The 14,906-nt window shown below is 49.7% G+C and carries 15 protein-coding genes; 10 read left to right on the top strand and 5 right to left on the bottom strand.

All coding sequences use genetic code 11. From position 1 onward, the window contains the following. Positions 1 to 83 precede the first annotated feature (83 nt). Positions 84 to 293, bottom strand: coding sequence for a hypothetical protein (locus IXB50_RS10005; protein ID WP_215608815.1), 210 nt, complete (start codon positions 291 to 293; stop codon positions 84 to 86). A 54-nt stretch (positions 294 to 347) separates the two neighbouring features. Further along, complete coding sequence (dxr, locus tag IXB50_RS10010; RefSeq protein WP_215608816.1) at positions 348 to 1,544, bottom strand: 1-deoxy-D-xylulose-5-phosphate reductoisomerase; 1,197 nt, start codon at positions 1,542 to 1,544, stop codon at positions 348 to 350. Between the two features lie 117 nt (positions 1,545 to 1,661). Here dxr and IXB50_RS10015 point away from each other — a divergent pair, with 117 nt between their 5' ends. From IXB50_RS10015 to IXB50_RS10055, 9 genes are all read left to right on the top strand, one after another. Next, positions 1,662 to 2,063 (top strand): hypothetical protein, encoded by a 402-nt coding sequence (locus IXB50_RS10015; RefSeq protein WP_326520764.1) that lies wholly within the window; start codon positions 1,662 to 1,664, stop codon positions 2,061 to 2,063. Between the two features lie 7 nt (positions 2,064 to 2,070). Continuing rightward, on the top strand, positions 2,071 to 2,991 hold the full coding sequence (gene rbsK, locus IXB50_RS10020; protein WP_215608817.1) for a ribokinase: 921 nt from the start codon (positions 2,071 to 2,073) through the stop codon (positions 2,989 to 2,991). Between the two features lie 145 nt (positions 2,992 to 3,136). Further along, positions 3,137 to 4,705, top strand: a complete 1,569-nt coding sequence (locus tag IXB50_RS10025; RefSeq protein ID WP_215608818.1) for a sulfatase family protein — start codon at positions 3,137 to 3,139, stop codon at positions 4,703 to 4,705. Between the two features lie 15 nt (positions 4,706 to 4,720). After that, positions 4,721 to 5,545, top strand: coding sequence for a prolipoprotein diacylglyceryl transferase (gene lgt, locus IXB50_RS10030; protein WP_215608819.1), 825 nt, complete (start codon positions 4,721 to 4,723; stop codon positions 5,543 to 5,545). A 3-nt stretch (positions 5,546 to 5,548) separates the two neighbouring features. Next, positions 5,549 to 6,940, top strand: a complete 1,392-nt coding sequence (locus IXB50_RS10035) for an alkaline phosphatase family protein (RefSeq protein ID WP_215608820.1) — start codon at positions 5,549 to 5,551, stop codon at positions 6,938 to 6,940. A 118-nt stretch (positions 6,941 to 7,058) separates the two neighbouring features. Further along, the gene (locus IXB50_RS10040) at positions 7,059 to 7,691 is read left to right on the top strand and encodes a hypothetical protein (protein WP_215608821.1); all 633 of its coding nucleotides are present in this window, start codon (positions 7,059 to 7,061) and stop codon (positions 7,689 to 7,691) included. A 54-nt stretch (positions 7,692 to 7,745) separates the two neighbouring features. Continuing rightward, entirely contained in the window at positions 7,746 to 9,497 is a 1,752-nt protein-coding gene (locus IXB50_RS10045; RefSeq protein ID WP_215608822.1) for a VWA domain-containing protein, read from the top strand. Position 9,498: 1 nt separating this feature from the next. Beyond that, positions 9,499 to 9,879: a hypothetical protein gene (locus IXB50_RS10050; RefSeq protein WP_215608823.1), complete on the top strand. Its 381-nt coding sequence runs from the start codon at positions 9,499 to 9,501 to the stop codon at positions 9,877 to 9,879. A gap of 125 nt (positions 9,880 to 10,004) precedes the next feature. Beyond that, entirely contained in the window at positions 10,005 to 10,679 is a 675-nt protein-coding gene (locus tag IXB50_RS10055; RefSeq protein ID WP_215608824.1) for a hypothetical protein, read from the top strand. Between the two features lie 18 nt (positions 10,680 to 10,697). Here the strand turns inward: IXB50_RS10055 and IXB50_RS10060 are convergent, their stop codons facing one another. Both IXB50_RS10060 and IXB50_RS10065 read right to left on the bottom strand, forming a co-directional pair. Next, positions 10,698 to 11,249 (bottom strand): Uma2 family endonuclease, encoded by a 552-nt coding sequence (locus tag IXB50_RS10060; RefSeq protein WP_215608825.1) that lies wholly within the window; start codon positions 11,247 to 11,249, stop codon positions 10,698 to 10,700. Between the two features lie 157 nt (positions 11,250 to 11,406). Then, on the bottom strand, positions 11,407 to 13,023 hold the full coding sequence (locus IXB50_RS10065) for a cation:proton antiporter (RefSeq protein WP_215608826.1): 1,617 nt from the start codon (positions 13,021 to 13,023) through the stop codon (positions 11,407 to 11,409). A 105-nt stretch (positions 13,024 to 13,128) separates the two neighbouring features. Between IXB50_RS10065 and IXB50_RS10070 the strand changes: the two genes are divergently transcribed. Continuing rightward, positions 13,129 to 13,821 carry a hypothetical protein gene (locus IXB50_RS10070; RefSeq protein WP_215608827.1) on the top strand — a complete coding sequence of 231 codons (693 nt, stop codon included), beginning with the start codon at positions 13,129 to 13,131 and terminating at the stop codon, positions 13,819 to 13,821. 232 nt (positions 13,822 to 14,053) lie between these two features. On the opposite strand, the gene IXB50_RS10075 is transcribed toward IXB50_RS10070, so the two are convergent. After that, a partial coding sequence (locus tag IXB50_RS10075) for a hypothetical protein (protein ID WP_215608828.1) occupies positions 14,054 to 14,906 on the bottom strand: 853 nt, incomplete at its 5' end.

The raw sequence follows: 14,906 nt of genomic DNA on the forward strand, positions 1-14,906 counted from the left end.
TTCCCGTGCTGCTTTGGATTTGGAGGTTAGAGACTTGTCTAACTGTTAGTCAGCCTGTTAGTAAGCATGGATCAATCGCTAGTCTATTGACCGATATTATTGGCTTGCTGCCCGACAAAGTCGCGAATGGTATCCCAGATTGCTTCGGGGCCGACGCCAAAGAAAATTTGCAGCCCTAGTAGAATGAGTGCTGCTAGAAATGCCGTTTTTAGGGTGGCTTTGACTACCTTGATCAACCAGGTGAAGACTAAAACTGAAATGATGATGGCACCAATGACAACCACAATTTCCATGGGCGGCGATTCCTATTAAAGTCTGGCCAAATCTTAACCTATGAAGCTGAGGCCCTAGTTACTTAGGGTTACAACCTGACGCTGGGTGAGGGTATCGCTGATGGCAATGACTTCCTGACGTGCCCATTGGTCAGCGTCCAGGATGTCCTGGAGTGATGGGCTGGCGGTAAGATGGTCGCGGTTGCGATCGCACACCTTCTCAATCACCTTTGGAATATCCAAGTACTGAATCTTCTCATCCAAGAACATCGCCACTGCTTGCTCATTGGCTGCATTTAGCACTGCCGTCATGGAGCCTCCAGCCCTTCCTGCCTCATAGGCCAGGTTAATGCAGGGATACTTAGCGTGGTCTGGTTCTTTAAAGGTGAGGGTGGCCAATTGAGCCAGATCTAAAGGCTTCCAGTCGGTGAAGATGCGCTCGGGCCAGGAGATGGCATAGAGCAGGGGCAAACGCATATCGGGCCAGCCTAGTTGAGCCAGCATCGACGTATCCTGGGTTTCAATCAAGGAGTGAATAATACTCTGGGGATGGATGAGCGTGTCGATGTGGTCATAATCCATCCCAAATAGATAGTGGGCTTCGATCACTTCTAGACCCTTATTCATCATGGTGGCAGAGTCTACGGTAATCTTGCGACCCATGGACCAGTTGGGATGCTTGATGGCATCGGCAACGGTTACATCCTTGAGTCGCTCGACTGGCCAATCGCGGAAGGCACCCCCTGAGGCCGTCAGAATGATACGGCGTAGCCCCCCCTTCGGGAGTCCCTGCAGACATTGGAAAATTGCGGAGTGCTCAGAGTCAGCCGGGAGTAGCTTGACACCGTGCTGTTCGACGAGGGGTAACACGACTGGACCCCCCGCAATTAACGTTTCTTTATTGGCTAGAGCAATGTCTTTGCCAGCTTCAATCGCGGCAATCGTCGGTAAAAGTCCGGCACAGCCGACAATGCCAGTGACGACGGCTTCGGCATCGCCATAGCGGGCTACTTCTACAATGCCGTCTGCTCCGGCGAGGATCTGTGGCTGAGGATCCACATCCGCAATGGCTGCCTTGAACTCAGCCAGTTTACTGGCATCGTGGATAGCAACAATCTCGGGCTTAAACTGGCGCACCTGCTGGGCCAATAGTGTCACGTTACGACCTGCGGCAATGCCTACTAAGCGAAACTTGTCGGGATTGTGCTCTAGGATATCGAGGGTTTGGGTGCCGATGGAGCCAGTTGAACCGAGCAGAGTGATTGCCTTCACAGGAATTGCCTATTGCTAAAGGTTTACAGCTGACCGGGAACACCCCTGGCCCGCCCTAGTTCAACTATAGATTCTTAACGTCTTTTCACAAAATTTTAAGATGTAGGGCAATGGTTAATGGTTGGTGCGCTTTTAAAAATCACGACCATAATTGATGTAGTGAGACTGCTAGCTGAGCTACCCTACATTCGCCCTATCATTATGGAAGCTTTTTCCTCTATCCCACCCAAGTGGTCTGATGCTGCCACCCATGCGCTGACGTTTTGTTGTCCCCGCTGTGGTGAGCCTGCTGCCGTGGCCACGGATGTTTGGATTAATCGTCGCGCCCCAGTTTATACCCACAACCACAAGCGTAAGTGGCAGGAGTTTTATAACTGTGAATGTGGTACAGCTTGGTGGGGGTGGAGTAGTGACCGTCCGCCCAATCCATGGCAGGAAAATGATCTGTCTGAAGACGTGCCACCGAGTTTGGATCCATTGACAGGGCTAGGGGATACTTGGGGCAGTTTTGAGCCTTAGCCGTGCCATGTCCATCATTGTTTTTGGCAGTCTCAACATGGATCTGGTGGCTCAGGTGTCGCATTTGCCTGAACCTGGAGAAACCTTATTGGGATCTGGGTTTGCGACTATCCCTGGTGGTAAAGGAGCTAACCAGGCAGTAGCGGCGGCTCGATTGGGTGCGCCGACGGCCATGGCGGGATGTGTCGGTGACGATGGTTTTGGCCTGTTGCTTTGCGAGAGTTTACAAGCATCTGGGGTGGCGACAGATTTGGTTTTGGTACATGCGGGTCCGTCGGGTGTGGCGCTGATCAATGTGGATGAGGTAGGTGAAAACCAGATTGTGGTGGTGCCTGGGGCCAATGCCAAGGTGGCTGTGACGGATGTAGAACGCTTGCCATTAGGGCATGAAGCCTCAATTTTGCTAATGCAGTTTGAGATTCCATTAGCTGCGGTGCAGGCGGCGGCAAAACGGTCAGCAGATTGCTGTGTGATTGTGGACCCGGCCCCGGCTCGGTCGGATTTGCCGCCAGAGTTTTACGGTTTAGTGGATATTCTGACTCCTAACCAGACCGAGGCTTCTCAGCTGACGGGGCTGCAGGTCACTGGTGTAACCACGGCTATGGAAGCGGCCCAGGTATTACGGCAGCGGGGGGCTGCGACGGTGATTGTCAAACTTGGCAGCCAGGGGGCTGTAGTTTCGTCGCAATCAGAAGTATTTCATGTGCCAGCTTTTCAGATAGAAGCCGTGGATACGGTGGCGGCAGGGGACTCATTTAATGGAGGGCTAGCGGTTGCTTTGTGGGAAGGAAAATCATTGCGGGCAGCAGTAGAATGGGCTAGTGCCGTAGCGGCACTAGCGGTAATGAAAGCTGGGGCGCAGTCGTCGATGCCCACCCGTAAGCAAGTAGAGGCATTTTTGCGGCAGCATCCTACAGGGGATAGTTAAGCTGATAGTGAGGTGTTTCAGTCCCATGCAATTGGAGAAATGTTGACAAATCTGATCGGTATCGATCGGTTTCTCTGATAAATTAGCAACGGCTATAGGCTTGATACTCTAGACTGGTTTAGTACTGCGTCTCCCCTGCGCTTCAATGCCTTCAACCCAACCGGATGTCATTTTTTTGGTGCTCGACACTCAGCGTGTGGATCGCCTGTCTTGCTATGGCTACGAGAAGCCGACGTCGCCGCATATTGATGCTTTTGCGACAGGGGCAACGAGATTTAAGGTTGCGATCGCACCAGGTCAATGGACCATCCCTTCCCATGCATCCATGTTCACTGGGCTGTATCCCTCCCAACATCAGATGCAGCAGTCTTATTCGGTGATGCCACCCCACCTCAAAACCCTGGCAGAGCGATTACAGGATGGAGGCTATTACACCGCCGCATTTTGCAATAATCCGCTGGTCGGTGTGATCAACAACGGCTTACGGCGCGGTTTTTACAGCTTTCTTAACTACAGTGGCTTACTTAGCTCTAAACCTAACCAAGCGGGTATTCCCTCCAGCTTTTTAGACAAGTACCGCCAATTTTTTAAGCGTGTTGTTGCCAAGGCACTGAATACGATTCAAGATGCCTTTGCTCGTTCTGACTGGTTACTGTCCCTGTCTTTTACGCCGCTGATGGTACCCCTATGGCAAACGGCTCTAAGCTTTAAAGGGAATACCCGTAAGTCTTTGGATGATGCTGCCAATCTGTTGATTGAGCGCACAGGTGTGCAGGCAGATCAGCCTGTTTTCACGTTTATCAACCTGATGGGCACTCATATGCCATATCATCCTCCCCGTGAATACATTGAGCAATTTGCTCCTAATGTTCTCAAGGATCGTGATGCCCAAACTTACCTACGTCGTTTTAACAGTGATGTATATGGTTGGCTAGCTCCTCTGATGGGAGCCTTGGGTGATCAGCAAAAAGATACCTTAGATGGCATGTACGATGCTGAAGTTGCTGCCCAAGATGTCCAAGTAGGAAAGTTCTTAGAACAGTTAAAGCAATCAGGTCGTTTAGATAACACTTATATTGTTGTCTGTGCCGATCATGGCGAGCACCTAGGAGAGAAACAGCTGATTGGCCATAGCCTCTCTATCTATAATGAGCTAGTTCAGGTACCGCTGATTATCCACGATCCTAACGATAAGATTGAGCGTGGTAGTATTCGCGATGATGTGGTTTCCACGCGTTGTCTATTCCATACAGTTCTATCAGCTGCAGGATTAGCCACTCCAGAAGAAGCTGAACTCAGTTTGGAACATCAAGGGGTTAGTGAGACTCTTGCCGCCTTTGATCCTGAACGGTGTGTTTATGCCGAAGCTGTGCCACCCCAAAATGTATTGAATCTGATTCAAAAACGTCAGCCTGAATTAGTCTCTCAACATGCCTGTGATCAGACGAGACGAGCGGTGTGGGTCGGCCATCATAAACTCATTGAGACCGATAAAAATCCTCCGGAACTCTATGATGTTCAGGATGATCCGAGTGAGAGTCTGGATCTCAGCGAGATTTTTCCTGAAATGGTGGAATCCTTACAAGATTCTCTTTCTGCCTTTAGCCAAGATGCTGAAGAGCACCAGGCTCTTTATTCCCAGGCCCGTGCCACTGGGTTTGACGATCCGGAAGTACGTCGTCGCCTCAAAGACCTTGGCTATCTAGAAGAATAACTGTGAAGAACCAATATGTATCCTCCCGTAGATCCGACGATTGTAGAAATTGGCCCCTTTGCCCTGCGTTGGTATGGTTTGCTCATGGCCACTGCCGTGATTACTGGCTCCTGGTTTGCTACTAAAGAAATCGAGCGCCGTGGTGAGGATCCTGAAAACTTTTGGGACATGCTGATCTGGGTGCTGATTCCTGCCTTTATTGGTGCTCGTCTCTACTATGTGTTTGTGCAGTCCAGTGACACCGCTTACTACCTGCAGAATCCTGGTCAGATTCTGCAGATCTGGGGTGGTGGTATTCACATCTTTGGCGCGTTTATTTTTGGTGGCATTGCGCTTTGGTTGTTTACGAAGCTGCGTCGTTTGCCGACACTGATGTATCTGGATGCCGCCGCCGTGGGATTGCCGATTGCTCAGGCAATTGGTCGTTGGGGAAATTTTATTAATCAGGAACTGTATGGTCCCCCCACGAACTGGCTTTTTGGGTTGAGGATTGATCCACAACATCGTTTGGCCCCTTATAACGATTTGGCTGCTTATCCTGATTCCACTCGTTTTCATGCTCTCTTCTTATATGAGTCTGTGTGGAATTTTTTGGGGTTTTTGTTTTTGTATTGGGTGTCGAAGCAGTTTGGTAGAAAGCTGAGGCCTGGTGATTTGTCGTTGTTGTATTTGGTTTGGTATCCGTTTGGTCGGTTTTTTATTGAGTTTTTAAGAACGGATTCCTGGTTCTTTCCTGGGACGCCCTTTAATGTGGTGCATATTTTGTCGCTGGTGGCGATTGTTGGTGCAGTGGCGACGTTGGTGTTGCGGCGGCGATTGGGGAAGGCGGTGGTGAAATAAATTATGTCTCCTTCTCCTCGTTTAATTATTATCGGCCTCGACTGTATGGAGCCATCTCTGGTTTTTGAGGAATGGCGAGATGATTTACCGCATCTTTCTCGGCTGATGGCCCAGGGGAGCTATGGTCGTTTGGAGAGTTCGATTCCGGCGATTACGGTGCCGGCTTGGAGTTGTATGATGACGGGTCGAGATCCAGGGGAGTTAGGGATCTACGGGTTTCGTAATCGGGCGACGCGGGAGTATCAGAATATGACCATCGCCGATGGTCGAGCGGTACGATTTCCTCGATTGTGGGACTACCTGGGCAAAGCGGGTTGGAAAGTGGCGGCTCTGAGCGTGCCGGGGACGTCGCCTCCCTATGAGGTGAATGGTTCGATGGTGTCTTGCTTTCTGACGCCCAGCCCCCAGGTGACATTTACCCATCCACCAGAGTTGGGCGACCAGATTCGGAGCTGGATGCCTGATTTTATGATGGATGTGCCTGAGTTTCGGTCAGAAGATAAGGCGGAGATTCTGTCGAATATTCATAAGTTGTGTGACCAGCGGTTTACCCTGGCGGAGAAACTGATCGGGCAAGATCAGCCGGACTTTTTGATGCTGGTGGATATGGGGGTGGATCGCATCCACCATGCCTTTTGGAAGCCGATGGATCCGCGTCATCCGGATTACACTACGGATATGCCATTCTCGACAGCTATCCATGATTATTACTGTCATGTGGATGAGCGAGTGGGCCAGCTGTTGGCACAGTGTGACGAGGATACTGCTGTGTTGGTGGTGTCAGACCATGGGGCGCAGCCGCTGATGGGGGGTATTTGCATCAATGAATGGTTGATGGAGAAAGGCTATCTCACCCTGAAAGAGAGGCCGACTGAGCCGACTGCCCTAGATAAAGTTGAGGTGGATTGGGAAAATACCCAAGTTTGGGGTGCAGGGGGCTACTATGCCCGAATCTTTTTAAATGTGCAAGGGCGAGAACCGCAGGGAACAATTCCGTTGCGAGAGTTTAAGGCATTTCGGGAGCAGCTGATTGCTGAGCTAGAGGCGATTACGTTTCCTGATGGGTCGCCGATGGAGGTGAAAGCATACATCCCCCAGGAGACTTATCAAAAGGTGCGGGGGATGGCTCCGGATTTGCTGGTGTATTTTGACTGGTTAGCGTGGCGGTCTGTGGGCAGTGTGGGGACCGGTGAGCTATACGCGAAGGGGAATGACACTGGGCCGGATGATGCGAACCATGCCCAATATGGTTTGATGATTTTCCATGATCCGCAGGCTCCCCAGGGTGGGCAGGTGCTGGAGAATTCCCAGCTATACGATATTTTGCCGACTATGTTGAGTCGCTACGGGGTGGATGGGCCGAGGGATTTGCGGGGTAAGGTTTTGTCGATATAGCCGAACCATTCCCATGCAGCGACGCCTTCTACTACCATTGAGCAAGTAACGCTGACTATCGTGTTTTGATCAGTGTTTTGTCAGTCAATGTAAGGAAACTGAATGGAGGCGCAACCCGATGCCTATCAACTGGTCAGCCTTGGGACGGCAACCTCAGACCTATGGATTGCTCTTGGGGACAGCCCTGGGGTGTGGTTTGTTGGTTGGCTTAGCCGGTAACCGACCGGTGACCTGGTTGGGGGGTGTTGTTGTGGCCACTGTGATGACGGGGAGCTGGGTAACGGGCTATCGCTCGTCGCCCATGGGGGCACAAGACGACAGCGACTTGCTGAATACTGCTAGCTTTCAGCGGCGGATTGAGGCTATTCAGGCCCAGGTTGCTCGTGATGGCTATCAGACTTGGCAGCCGGTGAAGGCTTGGGCCTTGCAATCGCAAACGTTTGCGATGGGGATCTGCGATCGCGAATCTACCCTGCGTACCGAACTTCTCGAAGCCCTATACACCGTGGTGGAGTTAGCCCAACAGGTGGCCGATGGTCTCCAGGTACAGGCCCAAATTCAAACGCCCACCTATCAGCAAATGGCTAAAAAGCAGCTGCAACAGAGTTGCGATCGCATGGAGAAAACCTATCAGCAATTACAGCAACTCCAGGATCAGGTCGCCTTAGCCAGCCTTTCCCAGGGAGATGCCTCTCTACCCCAGCGATTAGAAACCCTGATTGCTGACAATAAAGAAATTTTAGAAACCTAAGCCCGAGCCCCTTACTACCTAGACCCTCGCTGCAATTGCTTTCTTATACTATTGATGCTTAAACTACTCATTCCCAATCGTACTTATCGGCAGCTACTGATCGCTATCTTAGGACTGATTGTCACCCTGAGTCTGAGTTTCGTCGGGGGCTGTCAATCTTCCGTCACGTCTTTAGAAACAGCGCAGGCTAGCCTGACTAAGAAGGTACTGCCCAGAATCAATGTAGTCAGCAATTTAGTCTCCGATTCTGCCGCTAGTCGCTACACCGTCGACCAAATCGTTGATCCGCTGCCCGAGATTGATGATTTTCCCCTCTATGGAGCCCAACCCCAGGCAAATCAAGTTTATTTAGAAATTTACAGTTCCTCTGAGAAGGCTAATATTGATCGCCAAAATGAGCGTTGGCTGGTGGAGGTTGCCGATGCCTTTAACCAGCGGCAAGAAAAGAGCAGTTCTGGCAAAGTGATCCAGGTCGGTATCCGTAAAATAGCGTCGGGCACCGCCGCTCGCCTGATCGGTGCGGGGGCGGCCCAGCCTACGGGCTATAGTCCCTCCAACGATTTATGGGTGTCCATGATCCAGAGTCAGGGAATTAAGGTGACGCCCGTGGCTGAACGCCTGGTGGCCAATACGGCTGGCTGGGTAGTGCCCGGTGATGTTTATCAACAGCTGCAGGGCAGTGGTGAGGTTACGTTTGATAGTTTATTGAATGCGATCGCGGCGGGCCAAGTCAGCGTTGCCTACCCCAACCCCTATAAAAGCTCGACTGCACTCAATTTGCTCTACACCCTCTATTGGCGCGCTGCCGGTCATCAAAAGGACGGTGGAGCCCTGACCAAAGCAGAGTTACAAACCCCCCAAGTAACATCGGTCTTTGACCAATTTCAATCCCAGGTGCTGATCACAACACCCACCACCCTAGAGCTGCAAGAACTGTTCCTCAGAGACCAGAGCAAACTCCAGGCATTTCCATTGGAATATCAAAACTACCTGGCCCTCAAACAGGTCGCCGGATTTGAGTCCACCAAGTTTATTCCTTTTGGCATTCCCCACAACAACCCGTTAGTGGGCTTTGATTGGAATAATGCTGAAACGGCTGCAGCCCTGCAAACGTTTGCCGCCTTTGCCCAGTCTCCTGACATGGTCAAGCTAGCTAACAACCAAGGCTTTGTCGAGACTGATTATCTCAAGGCAGCCCATCCCCCGATTCCCAATGGAGAAACCCTATTAGCCGCCCAATCCAGTTGGAAAAACAATAAAGATAGTGGCCGTACGGTTTATCTCGAAATGGTGATTGACACCAGCGGGTCCATGGATGGTGAACCCTTGCAGGCTGTTCAGGCAGGATTGCGCATTGCCAGTCAACAAATTAACCAAGGCAACCAGGTGGGTCTGGTGACCTTTGCCGATCAGCCAGTCCGGCGGTTGGAGCTGACTTCCTTTGATGAGTTGCAACAGAAAAAACTATTAGCTGCCATTGACCAACTCCAGGCTGATGGTGGCACGGCCATGTACGATGGCGTGATGGTTGCCCTCGCAGACCTGATGGAAAAACGCGCCAATGATCCCAACGGTCGCTTTTATCTCTTGTTACTCTCCGATGGTGAAGTCAATCAGGGCCACTTATTCCGTGATGTGCAAGATATTATGGCCTACAGCGATGTACGTTTTTATCCCATTGCCTACGGTAATGTTAATGAATCAGAACTACAAGCGATTGCGAGTCTGCGAGAGTCTACGGTGAAGCAAGGCAACCCCGAAAATGTACAAACCTTGTTTAAGGACTTATTCCAAGTAAATCTGTAAAATGGCTCCACGCAATCCGACAACACGCTTACTGACGACCCTTGGTCTGGGCTGGTTAGCCTTTGGTGGTCTGGGCCTGGGGCTGCGCTATGCGGTGCAGGTTCCCCAGGTGACCGTCATTATTGATCAAAGCTACTGCCCCCCTGTCCAATGGAAAATATCTGTGCTTCAGCCTTATCGAGACCTGTATGAAAAAAGTCAGGCTAATCAACGCAAGATTGCTCAAGTAGTAGTGGTCACTGGTATTGATCAAACAACACTGGCTAAGACTCCAGCTCCTGATGAATTAAGTAAACCCTTTGGTCAAGCACCCAGCCCAGAAACATTGACCGCACTGCAGCAACAGTTTGAAGAAACTGTTGTCCTCAAATGTGGGCCATGACCACCCGCTGTTGCTGATTTATAGGATGAATCTATCTGTAGAACGTCCTATAGCGGCATTTGAAGGGTGTATATTCGATCATACTTCTAATAAACTTTGCAAAAATAATTACCTCTTTTTAAACTATGTCTATACACAGCATACGCAGTCAAGCATTCTTGCCCTTGAGCTTGCTGCTGCTTTTGGCAGTTTCAGCTTGTGATGCTACATCGTCAGATCCTGGTGGTAGTGGTGCAGATACTGCTCAGCCACCGATTGACTCGAATCCAGTTGAAGAGCCACTTAGCAACGATGAGCCCATCGATGATCCAGATGCGGTGCCGACAGAAGAATTGACAGGTGTAGCCCTAGCCCTATCTGGAGAAGGCGTCTTAGTAGTCGATCAGCAGTCTGGAAAAACTCAAACGATTCCCTTTGAGACAGATCTTGAGACGGCTCAAACAGCAATTTCTGCGTCTTTAGGGGAACCTACAGAAACTGCTGAAAATGACGAATGTGGTGCTGGGCCCATGAGTTTTATTACTTGGTCCAATGGTTTTACGATCAATGCGATGGAGGATCAGTTTGTTGGTTGGACAGTGCGTCCAGAGACTGAGAGTGCAAACTTGACAACGGTGGATGGTGTTGGTCTCGGCTCAATGTTAACGGAGTTGGAAGAGAACTATGATGTTGGGGTGATCGAGAGTTCCCTAGGAACAGAGTTTAATGCATCTAATAGTTTATTTGGTCTATTGGATGCCAATGAGCCGGACGGTATCGTTACCAATTTATGGTCCGGTGTAGCCTGCAACTTTCGCTAGTCAAAGTCTTGTCTTTAATCACTCTGGGATCTTGACTAATTTGTGAACTTCAATTGCAATATCTGGAAAAGCAATTGGATAGATGCTTCCAGCGCTAGCAGTCCTCTGAGTGAGAAAATCATCATTTTGCAAGTCTCGAAATACTGTTAGCTGTCTTTTGGTGACATCAATTACCCAGTACTCCTGGATATCTGCCCCCGCGTAAAGCTTCCGTTTAGTATCCAGATCGTAGCTAAGGGTGGTGTCTGCGACTTCAATTAGCCAATAGATATCTTTTGGGCAAGGATGCCGTTGTAGATAGCGAGTGTCAGGTAGACGAACAATGGCAATGTCTGGTTGTGGTTCAGAGTCAGGAAGGATGATGGGATGAGCTTCAAAAACCTTGGCTTTACTTTGCAGCACTCGTCTAAGGTACTCAGCTCCACGATCGTTAATAAATCTGTGAAATGCGCCTTCTGGAGCCATATCCCAGATTTCTCCGTTGATGAGTTCGCAGCGGCGATGATCGAGAATGCCCAGATCTCGCATATGCTGGTAGTCTGCAACTGACCATTTGGTTAATGTGCGCATGACTTGAACCTTCTATGACTAGCCAGATGTTTTTCATATATTAGCTGCACAGGTCTGGAGAAGCAGTGATGACATAGATTTTTATTAGAACCTGAAAAGCAATGGATTTTGAGCAGTGCAACCCTTGCCAGGAAAATGGTTATGGTGATGCTAGCTGTTAAGTTGCTTCTACGATGATCACGGGTAAAGGGCTAGTCTCCACCACGGCTCGTGAAACGGAGCCAACGAGTAAATTTTCTAGATGACGATGACCACGTTTTCCCATGACGATTTCTGCAGCTCCATAGTCTTGGGCTATGCGTAGAATGTCTGTAGGGATGGCTCCTGATGTGGTGATAAACTGGTGGCGAATATCGGCCAGGTGTTTTCTGGTCTGTTGTTTTAAGTATTTGATACCTTCAGGATCGTCAACTCGTAAGATATGTAGAACGATTACCTCACCATCGCATCGACGGGCGAGTTCTGCCGCTTTTGTGAGTACTTGTATGGCCAGTGGTGACGTGTCAACAGCGGCGAGGAGGATAATACGACGATTGACAGAGACCTTGGTTGGGTCCACCTCACCTTGTTCTAGTAGTTTGGGGGCAAAGGTGGGAATAGCCCAGGCTCCTAAGGGTGCTGTGACTAAAATAGATAGGGCGGCAAGGGCGAGGATAGTTTCTCCGCCGCTAACTCCCTGGGATAGAGGAATGGCTCCAATAGCTGCTTGGACCGTCGCTTTAGCGGAATTTCCTGAGAGTAAAAACAGACGTTCTTTTTGGGTCCAGTTGCTACCTAACGTAGCGAGATACCAGCCGAGGGAGCGTCCTACTAATGTGCCGATAGCCAATATCAGCAAGCCGATGAGCAGAGTGTCGCCTAATACATGTAGCTGAATGCTAGCCCCCAACAGCACAAACAGAATAATCTCGGCGACAATCCACAGGCTGTTAAAACCTTCTCTCAGTCGCCTTGCCAGAGGAGCCTCTAACTCAATCAGAAAGAATCCGGTGGCCATAACGGCTAAGTAACCAGAGAAGGCAGGAATGTGTTCTGCCAGGATCACGAGCAATAGCGCAATACTGGCGGCAACAAGCGCATCCTGGACCGCATTTTGAGTCCAGTTTTGTTTGGCTAACAGTATCACGAGTAAACGAGCGGTGAGCCAGCCTAGCAGGATGCCTAAACTGACTTGCAGGATGACCTGTAGCGGCAAAAGTTGTACAGGGCTGAGGCTGAGATTGCCGAAGGTGATGCCTGTGGCTGTTCCTTGGGTGAGAAATGAAAGCAGCAGGCTAAATACAAGTAACAGCAATACATCTGAAAGAGCACTGCCAGTCAAAATAGCATCGGGAATCCCTTTTTTGACTCCCCAACCCAGGCTCTTGAGCCGTAACATGCCTGGCACAATGACGGCTGGGGATTCTGCGCCGATGATGCAGCCGAGCAGTAGGCCAGTGGCTAAGTCGAACTGGAAGAGCCAGATGGCAGCTAGAGCAACAGCGATGGCTTCACAGGTGGCGGGTAGAAAGCCGAGACGGAGGGCGACGGTACCTTGCTGAGCAAGCTTTTCTCGATCTAGGCCCAGTCCCGCTTTCATCAGGATCACCATAACGGCGATGGTGCGGAGGGAGTCGGCTGTGTCGAGTACTCCGGGACTGATCACATTGGCTACTTGGGGGCCGAGGATGATGCCGACTAGGACCATGCCCACCAGGGCTGGCGCTTTGAGCCTGCGGGCAATTTGTCCGGCGAAAAAGCCTGTGAGGAGGATCCAGATGATGCTTTCTAGCATTGGGGTAGATGACTGGGGGTATTAAAGATTTCTGAGTTTAGCGGAACGGGCATCAGAATTCGACCTAAGCTTGAGGCACTTGTGATGACGCCCCATGAACTAAAAATGACTTTTGACATCAATGCCCTACAGAATTGTGACGGTGACTGGCATGAAGCTTTAAACGCTTATACGGATGAGCTGGTCGAGCTGTTTGCAGAATCACCCGAAGGGCAAGCCCATTATGAGAAGTATCAACATATTGGCTGGTCCGCACGATTGATTTCGCTAGGTTTTACTTATCAAGAAGTGACATTGCCTGACATGCTTGATGATGATGTTGAGGCTATTCTTTTTAGTCACTTTCCTCGCAAGATTTCGCTGATGTCACCGGATGATGCTGATGATGTAATTCCTGAACTGATTGCATTTTGGCAGTATTTGCAGCGTGAATATCAGTTGCCCAATGCTGAGGATATTTTGAATTTCCTTCAGGCGATGGATCCGCAAGAGTTTCTGGTAGAAATGAATAATCCTGCTAATTTTGGCATGGCGAAATCATTTTTCCAGGGTGGCATGAATGCAGGTTTTGATATGACCACCGAAGAGGGCGCATACGCTTTTCAATCGGCTTACAATGCCAGTCTTTCAGGTTCTAATTCGCCGTTTAATGCTCCCTTTGGAGAACCGCTCCTGCCGGAAACGCCAGAGCTGGAGACGGGGAAGGCCACTCGTCCTAAAAAGTCTAAGACGAAACAAAAACGACGTAAGGCACTGGCAAAAGCGTCTCGTAAGCAAAATCGCAAAAAACGCAAGTAGTTTTTTAGACGTTGGCGATGGTCTGCTGATTGGATTAGTGCAACACCCTGTTGCACTAATGTTCTGATGCTATAGGTTTCTCCATGGACACGTAACCACTCCAATGCTAATGCCAATAGCTGCAGTCGATCAGCTTCATTCTGTTCTTTCTCTCTAGCTAATCGAGCATCTAGCAGCGGAGTAGGAAATACCATAAGTCAACCTAGACATGTGTCTTGCTTTTTATGGTAGCTCAGGTGCTAGGTAAAGCCGTTACCTGATCTCTCGTAGTCTCTAATCCTAGTCGAGGTTGCCAGTGGCGAGCAATTTTCATAACGCCCAGGTCGGCTAATACATAGCAAGCAAAGGCTCCAACGGGGGGATTTGTTGCATGCAGCCAGGATAGACCAAACGGGTGGGAGGTCCATGCCCAACAGCCCCAATGGGTGCCGACTAGTTCAACGTAAAGCACTAACAACCCCATAATGAAGTATAAGGTTTGGTAGCCTTTGCGACGCAGGACCCATAGGAAGACTAAGCCGAAAATAGCGCTGAGAGAATCATGTAAGAGAACAATAGCGCCACTAAACAGCATGAAATACACCCCTATCAAAAGAGGTTTAATCCATGCTTCATGCTTTTGGATTGCAGAGAGTTCAGCCACTAATAATCCCATACTAAATAGCACTCCATGGCCAAAGGGGACATACAGGGGAACCATTTCCAGTCGATAGATGTATAAGCCAAATAGGAGACTAAAGATACATTCTCCAATGGCAGCAAAGGGAACAAAAATGAGGGCCATAAGCCGCTGTTCTGGGCGTAGGCCAAAAAGTAATAGTAGAAAGTAGCTAATGATAAAAACGTTGGCAAAGGGCTGTCCATCAATGCCTTGGGTGATAACTAGCTGTCGAGAATCGATGGCTAGCACCATGGCTGAAAGCGGTAAAAAGCTAATTAAAATAAAATGTCTGACCCAATTTGACGGCTCAAACGTCAGGAGTTTGGTAATGAGATTCATCAATTTATCTGGCAGGGCGACATGTTTACTGAGAGCCTTTGGAATCAAGGCATTTGAGCAAATAGGAGAAAAAAGATAGGCTTCA

The organism is Leptothoe spongobia TAU-MAC 1115 (genome assembly GCF_018739885.1).
Classification (GTDB): Bacteria; Cyanobacteriota; Cyanobacteriia; order Phormidesmidales; family Phormidesmidaceae; genus Leptothoe; species Leptothoe spongobia.

Coding starts and splice junctions, on each gene's coding strand:
- IXB50_RS10005 (WP_215608815.1), bottom strand. CDS start 293: ATGGAAATTGTGGTTGTCATTGGTGCCATCATCATTTCAGTTTTAGTC.
- IXB50_RS10015 (WP_326520764.1), top strand. CDS start 1,662: ATGGTTGGTGCGCTTTTAAAAATCACGACCATAATTGATGTAGTGAGA.
- rbsK (WP_215608817.1), top strand. CDS start 2,071: ATGTCCATCATTGTTTTTGGCAGTCTCAACATGGATCTGGTGGCTCAG.
- IXB50_RS10025 (WP_215608818.1), top strand. CDS start 3,137: ATGCCTTCAACCCAACCGGATGTCATTTTTTTGGTGCTCGACACTCAG.
- lgt (WP_215608819.1), top strand. CDS start 4,721: ATGTATCCTCCCGTAGATCCGACGATTGTAGAAATTGGCCCCTTTGCC.
- IXB50_RS10035 (WP_215608820.1), top strand. CDS start 5,549: ATGTCTCCTTCTCCTCGTTTAATTATTATCGGCCTCGACTGTATGGAG.
- IXB50_RS10040 (WP_215608821.1), top strand. CDS start 7,059: ATGCCTATCAACTGGTCAGCCTTGGGACGGCAACCTCAGACCTATGGA.
- IXB50_RS10045 (WP_215608822.1), top strand. CDS start 7,746: ATGCTTAAACTACTCATTCCCAATCGTACTTATCGGCAGCTACTGATC.
- IXB50_RS10050 (WP_215608823.1), top strand. CDS start 9,499: ATGGCTCCACGCAATCCGACAACACGCTTACTGACGACCCTTGGTCTG.
- IXB50_RS10055 (WP_215608824.1), top strand. CDS start 10,005: ATGTCTATACACAGCATACGCAGTCAAGCATTCTTGCCCTTGAGCTTG.
- IXB50_RS10060 (WP_215608825.1), bottom strand. CDS start 11,249: ATGCGCACATTAACCAAATGGTCAGTTGCAGACTACCAGCATATGCGA.
- IXB50_RS10065 (WP_215608826.1), bottom strand. CDS start 13,023: ATGCTAGAAAGCATCATCTGGATCCTCCTCACAGGCTTTTTCGCCGGA.
- IXB50_RS10070 (WP_215608827.1), top strand. CDS start 13,129: ATGACTTTTGACATCAATGCCCTACAGAATTGTGACGGTGACTGGCAT.